This is a genomic window from Thermoanaerobaculia bacterium (genome assembly GCA_035593605.1).
Lineage (GTDB): Bacteria > Acidobacteriota > Thermoanaerobaculia > UBA2201 > DAOSWS01 > DAOSWS01.
This window is the reverse complement of record DAOSWS010000046.1, coordinates 1-15,792: the sequence shown is the minus strand read 5'-3', so window position 1 is coordinate 15,792 and position 15,792 is coordinate 1. Positions and strand designations below refer to the sequence as shown.

Genomic DNA, 15,792 nt, shown 5'->3' with positions numbered 1-15,792 from the left:
CCTATAATTACCAGTGGGATAAGGTCGATCGTAGACTTTTTCAGCAGACCCTAAAGTAGGAATATGAGGAAGTTAAGGCGGAATAATAGTATTCTTTTGCATGATCCCAATCATAAATGTTCTCGAGCTGAGAACTTCCATGCATTGCCCAGAAATGTGCTTGAATGGGGTCGGGTAGATCAATCCAATCAAAAGTAACACATGGATCCTGGAGTGGAATGAAATGGATTGGATCATAGAAATGGTTGAAACTTCTTCGGATGTCTTCATTGGGATTACCGTTTGGGTCATAACCCAAAGTCAGCTTTCCACGCCATCCATCTTCTTCATCAGAGCCTGTTTCAATTAATTCCATAACATCACCGTCCATAATATATCCATATTTATCTATTTTGATGGCATTTAGTGCAGGTTCAAAGTAGAATGAATGTAAAATACTTTAGTTTGATATTTTGTTATGAACATCATCGTCATATGAAAATAATAAACTTGAATAAATCATTAATGTGATAACAATTTTATACTTCATTTTTTTACACATCCCTTCTTTGTATTTTCTATAGAAGAATTAATCATAGAATGAAAATGTTTTGCATTATGCAATATATAAGCCTTTTTATTTCTAAATGTATGGTGGTTGTTTTCATAAATATGCATCTTGGCAACTTTAATTGACTTCAGATATTTGTCACACTTAGTACCTTCATCATTTATATTGTAAAAAGCATCTATAGAATAGATACCTGAGCTCCATGATGGTACAAACTTGAATGGTTGTGAGTTGGCTGGGAATTGGAAGTCATTATAAATATATTTTGGAATATAATCAGTCTTATAAATTATCATATAAGGATTGTTATTATTAAATGCGAAGACTCGCCTTCTTCTGATAGGTCCTATTGGTGGAATTTCAACTAGTCCATCTTTATCGCTGACACCCTCGCGGATGCATACCCGAAGCGATGAGGTGTAATTACTTCTTTTAACCAATTGGAGCCATGGATCCAATATTGGTAATACAAACATAAACCCTTCACTGGTATCATATATCGGACTCATTTCATAGATCTCCACGGCCGCTACACCTTCAATGGGCTCCCCAGTGCCCGCATCCACGACTTTAAAGCTGTGTTCCGGAATGAAGTAGAAGAGGGGGAGTCCCCACACTTTGTACCAATGATAAAGATTGGAGAGAACAAAGAGGAAGGCCAGGATGGCGACCATCCATTTGACGGCCTTCGGCAGGCTCCTGATTTTCTGAATTGGATGTAATCCCATCAGAAATCCACCACGTACCATTGCCCATAGGGGGAACGGGCGAAGGAGACATAATGGCCCCGGTTTACGCCGGTTTCGTCTTCCCGGATCATGAGGCACTCGGCAATTCCATCCACCCATCGTGAAACAAGTTCAATATCGGTCATTTGACTCACTGCCTCCTGGAATCGTCCACTGGCCTGCAGGGCCCGAAGTGCGGGCTCGTGCCGCATCCAGGTCGATTCCCCGTAAAAAGATTTAATGAGCTCAAAATTCTCCGACTGAAGCGCCGCTCGAAAGTCGTTCCACCTCTGCTGAAGGAGTGCCTCGAATTCGTCCCGAGATTGTACGATTACCGTAGCCGTATCGGTATAGGTCTGCCCGGAGAGCGTCCGGACCGTCAACGTTGAGAAATAAATTCCCGGTGTATCAAAGATATAGTTGATTTCATCCGGCATCTCCGTGAGCGTCTCCTCCGGTTCGCCATCTCCGTCATAGTCGATCTGAACCTGGTTGATGCTGGCAATCCCGGCTTCGAAGATGTAATCCACGCGCATCCCGGTAATAAAGTCGGGTTCCTGAACGCCGAAGTAGAACAGAGGACCGGAAGGGAAGGGAATGACGGTGATGGTGTCCGTATCCTCTTCCCCCGTCGATGTCGCGACCTTGGCCTCAAAGGTATTGCGGTCGGAGTACACCATCCTCTTAGCGTACCAGAGGTAAGGGTCTTCCGATGTCCCGGCGTGGTTGGGATCGATGATCACACCAGGGGCCTGGTTGATAAAGACAATAAACTGGGGATCCTCCGAAACGACCGTCCCTTCCAGGTTCACGATCTTGCTGGTCAGATAGGCTAGATCCCCCGGCGAAATGATCTCAATCTGTAACCCGCAGGAGGCCCCCGTGGTGATCTCAATCATAAGCGTACCGCCTGGACCCGCCGTGAGCTGTACCCGAAGGGTGTTCATCGGTGCGATGGTCTCCAGGGGTTTGACGACCGAGTCGGTCTGCTGATTCAGATCGGAAGGGGAGAGGACTTCGGTATCGTTCAGCCAGATATGGGCGGAGGAGACACGATTCTTGCCTGAGCTGTCCCCATTGATGACGGATAAAGTCAGCGGACCGTCCGTGGTGCAGGCGGGAAAGGTGGCCACAAATTCCGTGGGACCTCCCGATTCTCGAGTAAAAGATTCCGGGCCAAAGAGCGGGGTACCGGCAGTGAGGACGGTACACAGGCTCAGAAAAAGTAAAAAGATTCCTAAGTGCCTCATTCTAGCCTCCAATCAAAGCATTGAAGTTTTTACCTGAACATATCTAAAACGGGATGTCTATCCTCCAAAAGTAGGGGTTTTGAAATCGGGGACGAAAATATCACCATGAACAGGGAAAATATTCGATCCGATGAAAATCCTTTCCGTGATTGATAAATCAGGCAGATCTAGTCAGAAAGTGTAGATTCTGCAAGGTCGGGACGGTTGATAAATTTAGGATTTCATGAATTTTGTGGATTTAATAAATTGTGTTTTCAAAACCAAGATAAGTTCAAACCACAATAAAAAAACGAGCTCTGATTAAAACGAACATGGAGGTGGTCGAGCCTAATAAGGTCAGGGGCTACTTCTTTTTATCTAATTCCAGAGCACCACGCCCGCTTACCCTACAATCTATTCACATTTAACATATTGTAGGGTAAAATTACACCATGGATGATTTGAAAAACATGCTGGATGAATCCCGTGATTTCTATAAAAACGAGGAAAAGAAAATTATCTCTCTTCTGGTCAGCCTCCCCAAGGGGCGAATTCGGAAGAAAAAAGTTAATAGCGACCATTATTATTACCTTCAGTACAGAAAGGGAGCAAAGGTCGTCGATGAATATCTGGGCAAGTACGTACCGGAAAAGGTCAGACAACAATTAGCGGAACGGAAAAACCTGGAAAAAGAGTTAAAGGAAATTCGAAAAGCTCTGGCATTGCTTCAAGAGAAACCCGCCGCCCATGCCTCTCTGACTGAACCAATCCATAGCATTCTCCGCACAATGACAGATATTGGGTTATGGGAGGAAGGTGTCGAACTGATTGGAAGCTGGTGCTTTCTCTTCTACCAGCGATATCTGAATATCGATCTATACCCTGTGAAGACTGAGGACCTTGATTTTCTCATCCCCTATCCTTATAAGGGGAAAAATATAGACCTGGCATTGCCCCTAAAGAACCTTGGATTCCGGCAAGACTTTAACTCAGACGGATCGACATTTTTTACAGGCCATGGTATGCGGATTGAATTTCTAGCACCTGAAAGAGGTCGTGGTGGTCAAAAACCTGCTCGCATTGACGCACTTTCTATTACTCCCCAGACTCTGCGATTTATGGATATGCTGCTCGATAATCCACTAATTATTAGTGTAAGTCAGGGAATTAAAGTCAGGCTACCCTCCCCCATCTCTTTTTTGTTTCATAAGCTGCTCATCTCTCCACGGAGAAGAAACAAGGGAAAATCAGAAAAAGACCTTCGGCAGGCAATTCTCGTGGGCGGATATGTCCTGGGAAATGAAGAACAGAGAGCCCTGCTTGCCCAGAGATGGAACGATGTACCGAAACGATGGAAAAGCGCAATACATAAATCACTTTTAGTAGCAATGAAACGCTTTCCTTCCGAACAGGACAAAATAATTCCTCTCAGAAAGCTCATGGAATAATTACCCTACAATAATCCCTTTTTCACCATTTTGTAGGGTAACCTGAAAGCGAATCCGCCATTCACCAAGCACTTTCCCCCCTTTAACCAACGAACGACAGGCGTGCATATTGAATATCAGATATTCAATTACCCAGCCTGTCAGATGCCAGCAAACACCCTACCCCCTGCCCACCAATCGTCTATTTTGCATTGATAATGCATATTGGACGATGCAAATAATCCTTATTCCTCTCAACCACGTCCCCTGGACCACCGCAGATACTTCGTCATTTCCTCGTTCACTTTATCCACGTTGAATACTTCACTATCAAAATCATCCCCCAGGGAATACTACAGAGGGCAGGCCGTGGATCCGTCTACCCATCAAATCCATCTTGTCCCGCCATAGCTTTAAAGATTGGGCGGCGGATAGCGAAGGCGGATAAATTCTTTAATTTTCTAAATCCAACGCAACGATAAGCCCGGCCTCGATTCTCCGTAAATCATCTTTTTCGATCTGACCCATCCGCTCTACAAGGCGGCCACGATCCAGCGTCGTAACCTGATGACACAAGGCAACACTGTCTTGTTTCAAACCACCTGCCCCCCGGGAAAGAGCTATCGCGGTAGGGCCGATCCTGGCCTTCGACGATGTGGTCAGGGGAACGACAATGACAGATTGCCAGGTTGGAACCGACGTAAAGGCGTTATGAGAAACAAGAATGACCGGACGTCGCCCTTTTTGCTTGGATCCGGACCTGGGGATCAAGTCAGTCCAGTAAAGATCTCCCCTCCTCACGACTCGCCCTTTACATCTTCAAGGGAAGCTTCGGCCAAATCATCATCGAATTCGTACTCACCCCCGGACTCTGCCACAGCATATTGATGGATATCCTGGTAAACTCTGGCCTTTTCCCGCTGTTGTAACCACTCACGAATTGCCTTTCGCGCCAGCGTGGTCGCAGGAATTCTGGTTTCCTTCGCCATTCTACGAAGGTGATCGTACACATCCAGGGGAAGCGGCACATGCATCATCTTTTTGGCACCCGATACCATATCATACTCCTATGATATTTTTTATATCATATTATGTTACCATAAACAATCCCCGGCAATCCACTAAGTGAAGGAAAGGATTATTTTTTAAACCCATAATACTCTTTAACTCATTAAACCCTCCGACCCATTTGTGCTACCATAAACCCACATGACCCAGGGGGGAAATTCAATGATCCGCATGAATGGCGATCCACACTTGTTGGGTAATTCGCGCATTATCTTTCTTTTCGTCGGCCTGCTCCTCCTATCCTGCATAACCTATTCCCAATGTCCCGAATTGCTAGGCCGTTACCCGCGCGGAAATGTTCTTACCGCCACAGTGAATTCCACGTACCTTTACTACGGCAGCGGATTGAATCTCGTCATTGCGGACATCAGTGACCCGGCCCATCCAGTGGAAGTCGGACATCTCGCCCTGCCGGATATTGTGAATCGGATCTACGTGGCCCATGACTACGCCTACATCGCTAACCGGTACGGAGGATTACGTATCATTAACATCTCAAACCCATCCTCCCCGACAGAAGTGGGCGTTCTCCCGCTCCCCGATCCAGTCCAGGATGTCGTGGTATGGGGTACCCATGCTTACGTGGCCTCTTACTCCAGCGGTCTCCGTGTCGTGAATATAGCGGCGCCTTCCGCCCCCGTTCAGGTGGGCATCATCGACACACCGGGCAATGCGGTTGCGGTCTCGATCTCCGGCAATTACGCCTATGTTGCAGACTGGACTTCGGGCCTTCGGGTTATCGATATCAGGACTCCGTCCGCCCCGTCCGAAGTTGCCTTCTCTCCTTCTCCTGACAAGGATGGTGACGTGAAAGTCATCGGGGATTATGCCTACGTTGTGTGCTCCAACAGCGGTTTTCGTATCGTGGATGTCTCCACTCCTTCCAGTCCAACCCAGGTAGGTCTCATGGACACTCCAGGAACGCCAAATGGCCTGGATGTTGTGGGTTCCTATGCCTATATTGCGGATTACGGCTATTTTCGAGCTGTGAACATATCCAATCCCGCCAATCCCATCGAGGTAGGAAATTACCATACCTCGGGCTATGCCATGGACACCGTGGTATCAGGAGGTTACGCCTACGTGGCCGATTACATGGGTGGCCTCTTGGTCCTGGATGTATCGACCCCCTCATCCCCCACCCCGGTCTCCTCCACCTCACCCGCCTGGAATGCCTACGGTGTCCATGTGAAGGGAAATTACGCCTACGTTGCAGACGCGAACGCAGGATTGCGCGTGATGGATGTCACCGACCGGTCCGATCCCAGGGAAGTCGCGGTCGTCGATCCCACATTCGGAAGCCTGGGTCTGACGATCCGGGATGACCTGGCCTATGTTGCCGGAAGCACGAGCGGCCTGAGGATCGTTGACATTTCTACTCCAACGGCACCGGTGATCATCGGAACCCGCGACACCCCGGGCCAGGCCTGGGACGTGGCGCTTATAGGAGACTACGCCTATGTGGCTGACGGCTCTCAGGGCGTTCGAATCATCAATATATCGAATCCTGCCAGCCCTGTAGAAATCAATTCCATATCGACTGCGGACGATGTCCGGGGGGTATCCATCTGGGAGACCCGTCTCTACATTGCGGCTCAATCTGCAGGCATGCTGATCTACGACATCTCCACACCCATATCACCGGTATACCTGGGGTACTTTCCCACCCCCGACCTTGCCATGGATGTGGTGGCGCATGGAAATACTGCCTACGTCGCTGCCTTCTATGACGCCCTGCGCATCGTGGACGTTTCCAATCCGGCCAGCCCCTTCGAAGTCGGGTTCTTTGATCCGGGCGGAGCGATTAACCATCTGACCGTGTCGGGCAATTATGCATTCCTGGGCTCTCTTCACCCCACGGCCGGCGGACTGCACATCGTAGATATGTCCAATCCCGCGGCACCCGTATCGGCAGGCAGTAATACCTCCAACGGAGACACCGAAGGCATCTTTATCGACGGTTTCTACGCTTACGCGGCCAACGAGCAGGATGGTTTAGTGATCTATTCCCTTACGGACTGCTGTTCCAATCCTCCGGGCAGCTTCAGCCTGACCACCCCACCGGACATCTCTTTCAACCAGGCCTGCAGCCTCACCCTGGACTGGACCGACAGTACCCAGGCTCTTGGCTACAACATCTACCTTGATACCGTTACCCCGCCCGGAATTATCGAATCCGACTATCCCTGGTCGGACTATCCCGTGACCCTTGTGCCGGGAACCACATACTACTGGAACGTCATGGCTGAGAACGGATGCGGGAGCCAGGCTCCGGCGATTCAATCCTTTTCAACCACACCCCTTCCCGGCTCGTTTGATCTTGTGTCTCCCGATGACGGAGCAACAGACCAGCCCAACGATGTCGTCCTGGACTGGGAACCCTCCGCCTGGATGACCTCATATTCCGTCTACCTGGGAACCAGCTCCCCCATACCCCTCTACCAGGACAACATCACGAACACATACCTGGAGCTCTCTGGCCTGGATTCCTCGACCACCTATACCTGGTACGTCGTGGCCTCGAACAACTGCGGCACGCGCCAGAGCGCCAAACGATCCTTCACCACAGGTGTTCCGGTGGTAGAGTATTCATATTCCCTCTGGCAGGACACCTGTACGGTCGCAGGCACAGGAAACGGCAACGATATTGCCGACCCGGGAGAATCCATCACTCTCCAGGTACTCCTATCCAATCCCGGGGCATTTGACGTGACCAATCTCACCGGAACGTTGGCCACGACAAACTCCAATATCATGATCACGATAGATAATTCCGCCTTTTACGATCTCCTGGCCGGAATGGAAAGCTTGAATATCACCCCGTTCACGTTCGACATATCTGAACTGACCCCCTGCACTTCAACCATCGATTTCACCCTGTCCCTCACAGCTGATGAAGGTACCTGGGACATTCCTTTTCAATTTCCGATAGGACGGGACAGCGGATACATCTTCCGTGAGCCCTTTGATGCGTGGCCCCCGGAAGGCTGGCAGATCGTCGACCATACGGGCACATGCCAGTGGGAAAGCACGAGGACAACCGGCCGGCCCACTTACTCGGGTAGCCATCCCGGATACGCCTACGTCGCGGAATCCAGTGACGGACTGCGGCTCCTGGATGTCTCCATACCCTCAGATCCGATCAATCTCTACACGGAAAGCTCCAATGTTCTTTATGGGATCGCCGTCTCCGGCAACTACGCCTATACCGTGGGCCTTAATTATTTCCGTGTGTACGATATCTCGTCCAGAGACCCAGCCCAGATCGGCTTGTTTATACTCCCTACCAGCGGATTCGACGTGGCTATCAAAGGAAACTACGCTTACATCCCCGCACAGTACAGCGGTCTGCGCGTCATTAACATTTCCATACCGGCCAGCCCCACCGGCGCCGGATTTTATGATACGCCCGGAAACAGCACAGGCGTAGCCATTCAGGGGAACTACGCCTTCGTGGCCGACGGCGTGACCCTCCAGATCCTCAACATATCCACTCCGGCCGCTCCGACCTTCGTTAGTTCCCTGGCTACCCCGGTAGCCGCCTGGGATCTCGCGGTGGAGGGCGACTATGTTTATGTAGCCGACTTCACCAGTCTCCGGATCATTGATATCAGCACCATTAACATCCCTGTCGAAGTGGGCCACATCGACCTCCCCGGAACGATCTGGGATGTCGCCATATCCGGTAACTATGCCTATGTGGCAGCCCACGATGGCGGTCTTCGGGTCATCGACATCTCAACCCCCTCTGCGCCGGTGGAAGTGGGGTTCACTACAACGGCGGAGCAGGCAAGGCGGGTCAAGGTTTTCAATCAGCTGGTCTATGTAGCCGACACAAGCCTGGGGCTGCTCATCTTCGACATCACAAATCCCGCAAAACCTGTCCTTGCAGGAGCCAGCAAAAGTACCTTTATCGGCCGGGACATCGCCCTGGTCAACCATGCTGCCGACGCGGACAGCGACTGGTGTGGAGATGGAATGGACACGGAGCTGATCACTCCGGCAATATACATTCCAGGTGGCGCCAGTGCCACACTCAACTTTACTGCAGCCTACCGTGACCTTGAAGCCCGGGCCATCGACTACTTCCACGTTGACATCTCTACAAACGGCGGCACAGATTGGACCAACATCCTCTCCTGGAACGAAAGCCACTCCCCCTTCGGCCCGGGGGAAGAGGTAAGCCTGGACATCTCCGCCTTCGCGGGGTCAGCCGACACGAAGATCCGGTTTCACTACGTGGCGACAGCCTGGGACTGGTACGCCCTCATTGATAACGTCAACATCCGGATCGCTCCCCATTGCTACCTCTGCGACGCCTACGGCCCTCCGGGTGAATCGGCAAACGATGGCTCCTTCACCCTGGCAAAGAACGGCACCGACCTGGACTTCTCCTGGAACGGACCAGGAGGGGGTTGCGACTCCTCCGGGTACTCCCTCTACACCGGGGATATCACCTCCCTGGCCGGAGGATACGGCCATGACACACCACTGGTATGCGGACAGGCAGGGACTACCTTCTCCCTGCCCCTGAGCGATGCCGACCTGAACCTCTTTGCCGGCCAGTACTTCCTTGTCGTCTCCGGTAATGGATTCCAGGAAGGCTCCTACGGCAAAAACACGGCGGACGACGAACGCCCCGTCTCCGACAACGCCTGCCTCCCCGGCCCCCAGGACACCGGAGAATGCACCCCATAGAACATAAAGAAAGACAGAAAATGAAACAGAAAAAAACAGAAATTGCCTTCTATAAAAGTGATGATGGATCCGTAAACATGGATGTCCAATTGGATAAGGAAACAGTATGGCTGACTCAAGCGCAGATGTGTGAGTTATTGGGGAGAGATCAGTCTGTTATTTCCAGACATGTCCGTAACGTGTTTAAAGAAAAGGAATTAATACAGGAAAGCAATATGCAAAAAATGCATATTGCAGGGTCAGATAAGCCCGTAACTTTTTATAGCCTGGACGTTGTTATTTCAACGGGATATCGAGTGAAATCCCAACGTGGAACCGAGTTCCGGATCTGGGCAACTAACGTCCTGAAACAGCACATTGTCGAGGGGTATAGTGAAAACAAGAGGCGATTAAAGCAACTGAATCAGACCTTAAGGCTTGCCGCGGATATTTCAAAAAGAAAAGCACTTTCTACTGATGAAATATCGGCACTTCTCCAGACTGTATCTGAGTATTCCTATGCACTTGAATTACTCGATGATTATGATCATCAGCGAGTTTCTGTCCGAAAAGTCTCCCGTCGCAAAGCAAAATCAATCACATACGAGGAAGTCATTCAGCTCATTGACCAAATGAAGAGTAAATATCATGCATCTTCACTCTTTGGTAAGGAGAAAGATGCCAGCCTTAAAAGCTCACTGAGCGCAATAATGCAAAGTTACGGAGGCAAAGACTTATATCCTTCCATAGAAGAAAAAGCCGCAAACCTCCTTTACTTCCTGGTGAAAAACCACAGCTTTGTCGACGGGAACAAGAGAATTGCAGCCGCAGTCTTCCTTCGATTTGCAGAAAAGAATAACCTGATCCATGATAAAACAGGTAACCGACGTATTGCTGACAATGCATTAGTAGCCATGACCCTGATGATCGCAGAAAGCAGGCCAAAGGAAAAAGAAGTCATCACGGTGATGCTGACCAATTTAATAGCAGGAAAGTAACAACCCAATCATTCCGCCGTTACCCTACAAAACCCCCTTTTTCATCTTTTTGTAGGATAAACTGACAACGAATCCGCCATTCATCAAGCACGTCCCCCCCTTTAGCAACATACGACAGGTGCGCCGTATTGGATATTGGAAATTCAGTTATTATGCCGGTCAAATGCCAGCAAACACCCTACCCCTGCCAGCCTATCGTCTATTATGCATTTACACTGCACATTGGACGAATAAATATCCCTATCTCTCTCAGACACTACTCCTTAACCAACGAAGATACTTCGCCAGTTCCCTGTTCACTTCATCCACGTTGAATAATTCGCTATCAAAATCATCCCCCAGGTACTCCCTGTACCACGCATGATCCGGATGAGAAGGATCCCTGTAGGCCGATAAAAATTCATCATAACGATAAGGCCCCCCCACATCCTCCGGCGGACAGGACCTTGCACCATCAAGGCAGACGAAGGGTCGTATAAACTTTTCCGGTTCATAATCGGAGGATTCGACCGTAATGAGATGCTCCCACCCATCTCCAAAATCGTACATGTACACAAAGGAATCCCCTTTCTTTTTAAGCACCTCCTTCAATGAATACTCGGCTGCATCATTATCATCCATGGGATCCTCCGGATCTTCCGTATATTTTTCATCTCCATGCATAAACACATAGAGATGAGTATCCGTCCACCCCATGACAATCTGAATGACATCGTGGAGACGGTCCAGGGCAATATTGGCCGGAACAACAAACCTTCTCCAGATTTCAGGAGAAATTCCCATCATTGAGATTTTCAGAAGATAGCAGGGAATATTCATATGTACCATCCTTTCCGAATATCTTATTCAATTCTATTCCTCGAAACCCCATTCGTCAAAGGTCAACCCCTATTGTGCTCCATGTAATACTTCGACCGTTTTTTTTCTCTACGGGAGATTGTTTCGCCCTGTCACTGCGAGGCGTACAACGACGAAGCAGTCTCAATGAGGCTCTGACTTACAGAAGGTAAGTCAGGTGCCGAATTGATACTCTCCGTCACGGTTTTTGTGACGGTGAGTGACGATATGTCCGAGGCTCTGACTTACAGAAGGTAAGCCAGGTGCCGAATTGATATCTATGAGGTCCGAGATGCCTATGAGACCCGAGATGTTTGCGAAGCATCTTGGTTAGTCGAATGGGTACTCGAAAAATCGTTAGATTTTGAGGGTATCTACTACATTAATCTACAGAATCTCTCGGCTAACCGAATGGATACTCGAAGGATCGAAGATCCTGAGGGTGCCCAAAGTCTTGATCGTGACGGTAGTATCCAATGCAATATCATGTCATAAAATAGGGACAGTCCCTATTTTTTATTTTGTAAGTTATTAAATATGAGATAAAAAGGAAACACCGTTTTCATAGAGATCGCATCGTAAGATGCGACTACGTGGGCCATTCTCGCGATGACAAAACACTACAAAATCCCTTGACCAAGTCCCACCCAGATAAGTTCCCCCGGGAAGTCAAGGAGTCAGGAAACAACTTTTCGCCATTTGCGTAGTTATAGGTATCAGATGGCGATCTACTTGAAGGTTCGGGTATCCAGGCTGTATCTTCTCTGTGCTCTAAGCATGCTGGCGTTTCCCCTGACCGTTCACGGGGGAGAATGCGTATACGCCACGGAGGTAAAGTTCGAGCACATTTCCCTGGATGAAGGGCTGTCGCAGACCACCGCGCGAGCCCTCCTCAAGGACTCCAGGGGATTCATGTGGTTCGGAACGGAAGACGGCCTCAACATGTACGATGGATACAGCTTCGTCGTATACCGGCCCGACCCGGGGGATCTGTCCACGATCAGCAGTAACTTCATCCGCTGCCTGCACGAGGACTCCAGCGGCAATATCTGGATCGGCACCAACGGCGGAGGATTGAACCGCCTGGATCGAAGCACCGGCAAGTTTACGCGCTACCATGCCGATCCGGACAATCCCGCCACGCTCAGCAACGACTACGTGTGGACGATCCTGGAAGATCCGACCGGAGCGCTGTGGCTGGGAACCGATGGCGGCGGGCTGAACCGCTTCGATCCCGAGACCGAGACTTTCACCCGGTACCGCCACGACCCGGATCGCCCCGGGTCGCTGGTGCAGGACAACGTGCTGAGCCTGTGCCTGGACCATGCCGGGTTTCTCTGGATCGGGACCCGCACGGGCGGGCTCAGCATCCTCGCGCCGGACCAGATGGACTCCCCTGCCCCCGAATTCATCAACCTTCTGCATGACCCGACCAACCCGACCAGCCTCAGCTCGAACGAAATCTGGACCATTCACGAAGACAAAGCAATGAACCTCTGGATCGGGACCCGTGACGGCGGCATCTGCATGCTGAAGGCCGATCGTGAAGATCTCGCAAACCCGAACTTTACCTGCTACCAAAACCGGCCCGGGGATCCGACCAGCCTGAGCCACAACCGGGTGCTGTGCATCATCGACGATCCGGAGGGAAATCTCTGGATCGGCACGGAGGGCGGCGGGCTGAACCGGCTGGACCCCGCAACGGGCATATTCACGGCATACAAAAGGGATCCATCCAATCCTGACAGCCTGAACAACAACTATGTCTTTTCCCTCCTCATGGATCGGGAAGGTACACTCTGGATCGGGACCGAAATGGGGGGGATCAACAAGCTTGACCCGCGATACATTAAGTTTTATCACTTCGCGAATGACCCCAACAATGAGCGCAGCCTGAGCAACAACTCCGTCTGGGCGATGCTGCAGGACCGGGAAGACACCTTCTGGGTGGGGACACGGGAGGGCGGTCTGAACCGATACGACACAAGGCAAAAGCGTTTCGATCACTTCGTTCACAACCCGGAGGTCCCCGCAAGCCTGAGCGATGACTACATCCGAAAGATCTTTGAGGATTCCCGGGGAAACCTCTGGATTGGAACCGACACCGGCGGCCTGGAACGCTTCGACCGAAAGCGGGGCACCTTCACCCATCTCAGCCACAACCCCGTTGACCCATCCAGTATCTCGAGTGACCGGATCTACGACATCTTCGAGGACAGCCAGGGGACGCTATGGATTGCCACGCGAACCGGAGGGGTGAACCAGCTGAAGTCGGTCGATCCGCCTGTGTTTACGCACTTCATGCATGACCCGGCGGATGCGGACACCATCAACGACAACTTCATCTACAAGATCTACGAGGACAGGAACGGCGTTCTATGGTTCGGGACCTTTTCCGCCGGGCTGGACCGATACAACCGGGAGAGCGGCCGCTTTACCCACTATACCCATGACCCGAACAACCCTAAAAGCCTGAGCCACAATGTGGTCCTCACCATCTTTCAGGATTCCCGGGGCACCCTCTGGGTGGGAACAGGCGGCGGAGGCATCAACAAATTCAATCCCGAAGATGAGACCTTCACCTACTACCTTGAAGAGGACGGCCTGGCGAATGAAGTCGTCTACGGCGTCCTGGAAGACAGCAAGGGCTACCTCTGGATCAGCACCAACAACGGGCTTTCCCGGTTTGACCCCGAAAAGGAGACCTTCAAGAATTTCGGCATGGCCGACGGCCTCCTGAGCAAGGAGTACAACGGCGGAGCCTACATGCTGTCCAGAAGCGGCTACATGTTCTTCGGCGGCATCAACGGCATCGACTATTTCGATCCGACCACCATCCAGGATAATCCCTTCGTGCCGCCGGTCTACATCACAAGCTTTCAGCTGGCACGATCCACCACGAACGGGGAGCCGCACGACTATCTGCCCCGACCGGTCACAGAGCTGGAAGAGATTACGCTCACGCACCGGGACAATATCTTTTCCATCGGATTTGTCGCGCTCAACTACACGACGCCGGAAAAAAACCGCTACGCCTACATGCTGGAAGGATTCAACGATGACTGGATCCAGGCCGATGCGTCTTACCGCTACGCCCACTACACCAACCTGGACCCGGGTACCTACTACTTCCGGGTCCGGGGATCCAACAACGACGGCGTGTGGAACATGGACGGCGATACTCTCAAGATCACGATCCTACCGCCCTGGTGGCAGACGACATGGGCCTACCTGCTGTACCTGCTGACGGGTGCGCTCCTGGCCTACGCAGTGATCCGGTTCGTGAAGATGAGGGAGCGCGAAAAGACACGGCTCCACGTGTCCGAGCTGAAGGCCAGGACCAAGGAGGCCGAGGCCAAGGTTCTCCGCGTGGAAAATGAGCGCAAGACCCTCGAACTGGAGGGGGCCCGACAGCTACAGCGCTCCATGCTTCCGGACACAGTTCCCCGGGACCCCCGCTACTCCATCGCGGTCTCCATGAAACCGGCCACGGAAGTGGGAGGCGACTACTACGATTTCCACGTGGGGAAAGACGGCACGCTCACGATCGCCCTCGGGGATGCCACGGGCCATGGAATGCAGGCGGGAATCATGGTCGCCATCATGAAGGGCCTCTTCAGCACGCTCTACAACGAGCCCGACATAGCCGTCTTCTTTGCTCGCTGCAACACGATTATCAACAACATGAACCTCCAGAGCATGTGGATGGCCCTGACCCTGGTAAAGATGAAAGACCACAAAGTGTCGATCTCATCCGCCGCCATGCCCCCCGTGTTTCACTATCGCGCAGCGGCAGGAACGGTCCACATGATTGAACTGAAGGGCATGTTCCTCGGGGTGGACAGGGAACTCGACCATAAACGCGACCACCGGGAGATCCAGCTGGAACCCGGCGACAAGCTCCTGCTCATGACCGACGGCCTGGCGGAGATGGAAAACACAGAGGAAGAGATGCTGGACCTGCACCGATGCCAGACCTACTTTCAGGAAGTGGCGGCCCAATCCCCCGGGGCTATCATTCAGCATCTCTTTGACCGGGGAGCAGAGTGGCGGGGTACCGCCCCCCAGGAAGACGACATCACCCTCATCGTCCTGGAGGCAACTAATCAATGAGGCTGTAAGTTACGGAACGTAACTTGCGTGCCGAATTGATACTCTCCATCACGGTTTTTGTGACGGTGAGTGACGATATGTCCGAGGCTGTAAGTTACGGAACGTAACTTGCGTGCCGAATTGATACTCTCCGTCACGGTTTTTGTGACGGTGAGTGACGATATG

At 51.3% G+C, this 15,792-nt stretch carries 10 protein-coding genes; 4 read left to right on the top strand and 6 right to left on the bottom strand.

The window, feature by feature from the left end; translation table 11 throughout:
* Positions 1-40: 40 nt before the first annotated feature.
* The 3 genes from PLD04_14990 to PLD04_14980 form a co-directional block, all read right to left on the bottom strand.
* Positions 41-370 (bottom strand): hypothetical protein, encoded by a 330-nt coding sequence (locus tag PLD04_14990; GenBank protein ID HXK69634.1) that lies wholly within the window; start codon positions 368-370, stop codon positions 41-43.
* Between the two features lie 155 nt (positions 371-525).
* The gene (locus tag PLD04_14985; protein ID HXK69633.1) at positions 526-1,278 is read right to left on the bottom strand and encodes a hypothetical protein; all 753 of its coding nucleotides are present in this window, start codon (positions 1,276-1,278) and stop codon (positions 526-528) included.
* Positions 1,278-2,528 carry a hypothetical protein gene (locus tag PLD04_14980; protein ID HXK69632.1) on the bottom strand — a complete coding sequence of 417 codons (1,251 nt, stop codon included), beginning with the start codon at positions 2,526-2,528 and terminating at the stop codon, positions 1,278-1,280. Before PLD04_14980 ends, PLD04_14985 begins: the two co-directional genes overlap by 1 nt.
* Positions 2,529-2,959: 431 nt before the next feature.
* Between PLD04_14980 and PLD04_14975 the strand changes: the two genes are divergently transcribed.
* Positions 2,960-3,955 (top strand): GSU2403 family nucleotidyltransferase fold protein, encoded by a 996-nt coding sequence (locus PLD04_14975; protein HXK69631.1) that lies wholly within the window; start codon positions 2,960-2,962, stop codon positions 3,953-3,955.
* A 432-nt stretch (positions 3,956-4,387) separates the two neighbouring features.
* On the opposite strand, the gene PLD04_14970 is transcribed toward PLD04_14975, so the two are convergent.
* A complete protein-coding gene (locus tag PLD04_14970) occupies positions 4,388-4,735 on the bottom strand; it encodes a type II toxin-antitoxin system PemK/MazF family toxin (protein ID HXK69630.1) in 348 nt (115 codons plus the stop codon).
* A complete protein-coding gene (locus PLD04_14965) occupies positions 4,732-4,992 on the bottom strand; it encodes a hypothetical protein (protein HXK69629.1) in 261 nt (86 codons plus the stop codon). Before PLD04_14965 ends, PLD04_14970 begins: the two co-directional genes overlap by 4 nt.
* Before the next feature lie 172 nt (positions 4,993-5,164).
* On the opposite strand from PLD04_14965, the gene PLD04_14960 reads away from it, so the two are divergent.
* Positions 5,165-9,700, top strand: a complete 4,536-nt coding sequence (locus tag PLD04_14960) for a hypothetical protein (GenBank protein ID HXK69628.1) — start codon at positions 5,165-5,167, stop codon at positions 9,698-9,700.
* Complete coding sequence (locus PLD04_14955) at positions 9,688-10,677, top strand: virulence protein RhuM/Fic/DOC family protein (protein HXK69627.1); 990 nt, start codon at positions 9,688-9,690, stop codon at positions 10,675-10,677. Before PLD04_14960 ends, PLD04_14955 begins: the two co-directional genes overlap by 13 nt.
* A 249-nt stretch (positions 10,678-10,926) precedes the next feature.
* Here PLD04_14955 and PLD04_14950 read toward each other — a convergent pair whose 3' ends face one another.
* Positions 10,927-11,496, bottom strand: a complete 570-nt coding sequence (locus PLD04_14950; protein ID HXK69626.1) for a plasmid pRiA4b ORF-3 family protein — start codon at positions 11,494-11,496, stop codon at positions 10,927-10,929.
* A gap of 738 nt (positions 11,497-12,234) precedes the next feature.
* Here PLD04_14950 and PLD04_14945 point away from each other — a divergent pair.
* The gene (locus tag PLD04_14945; protein ID HXK69625.1) at positions 12,235-15,627 is read left to right on the top strand and encodes a two-component regulator propeller domain-containing protein; all 3,393 of its coding nucleotides are present in this window, start codon (positions 12,235-12,237) and stop codon (positions 15,625-15,627) included.
* The last annotated feature ends 165 nt before the right edge of the window (positions 15,628-15,792 follow it).

Excerpts from the sequence above, each read along its gene's own strand:
- PLD04_14990 (HXK69634.1), bottom strand. The coding sequence starts at position 370 with ATGGACGGTGATGTTATGGAATTAATTGAAACAGGCTCTGATGAAGAA.
- PLD04_14985 (HXK69633.1), bottom strand. The coding sequence starts at position 1,278 with ATGGGATTACATCCAATTCAGAAAATCAGGAGCCTGCCGAAGGCCGTC.
- PLD04_14980 (HXK69632.1), bottom strand. The coding sequence starts at position 2,528 with ATGAGGCACTTAGGAATCTTTTTACTTTTTCTGAGCCTGTGTACCGTC.
- PLD04_14975 (HXK69631.1), top strand. The coding sequence starts at position 2,960 with ATGGATGATTTGAAAAACATGCTGGATGAATCCCGTGATTTCTATAAA.
- PLD04_14965 (HXK69629.1), bottom strand. The coding sequence starts at position 4,992 with ATGGTATCGGGTGCCAAAAAGATGATGCATGTGCCGCTTCCCCTGGAT.
- PLD04_14960 (HXK69628.1), top strand. The coding sequence starts at position 5,165 with ATGATCCGCATGAATGGCGATCCACACTTGTTGGGTAATTCGCGCATT.
- PLD04_14955 (HXK69627.1), top strand. The coding sequence starts at position 9,688 with ATGCACCCCATAGAACATAAAGAAAGACAGAAAATGAAACAGAAAAAA.
- PLD04_14950 (HXK69626.1), bottom strand. The coding sequence starts at position 11,496 with ATGAATATTCCCTGCTATCTTCTGAAAATCTCAATGATGGGAATTTCT.
- PLD04_14945 (HXK69625.1), top strand. The coding sequence starts at position 12,235 with ATGGCGATCTACTTGAAGGTTCGGGTATCCAGGCTGTATCTTCTCTGT.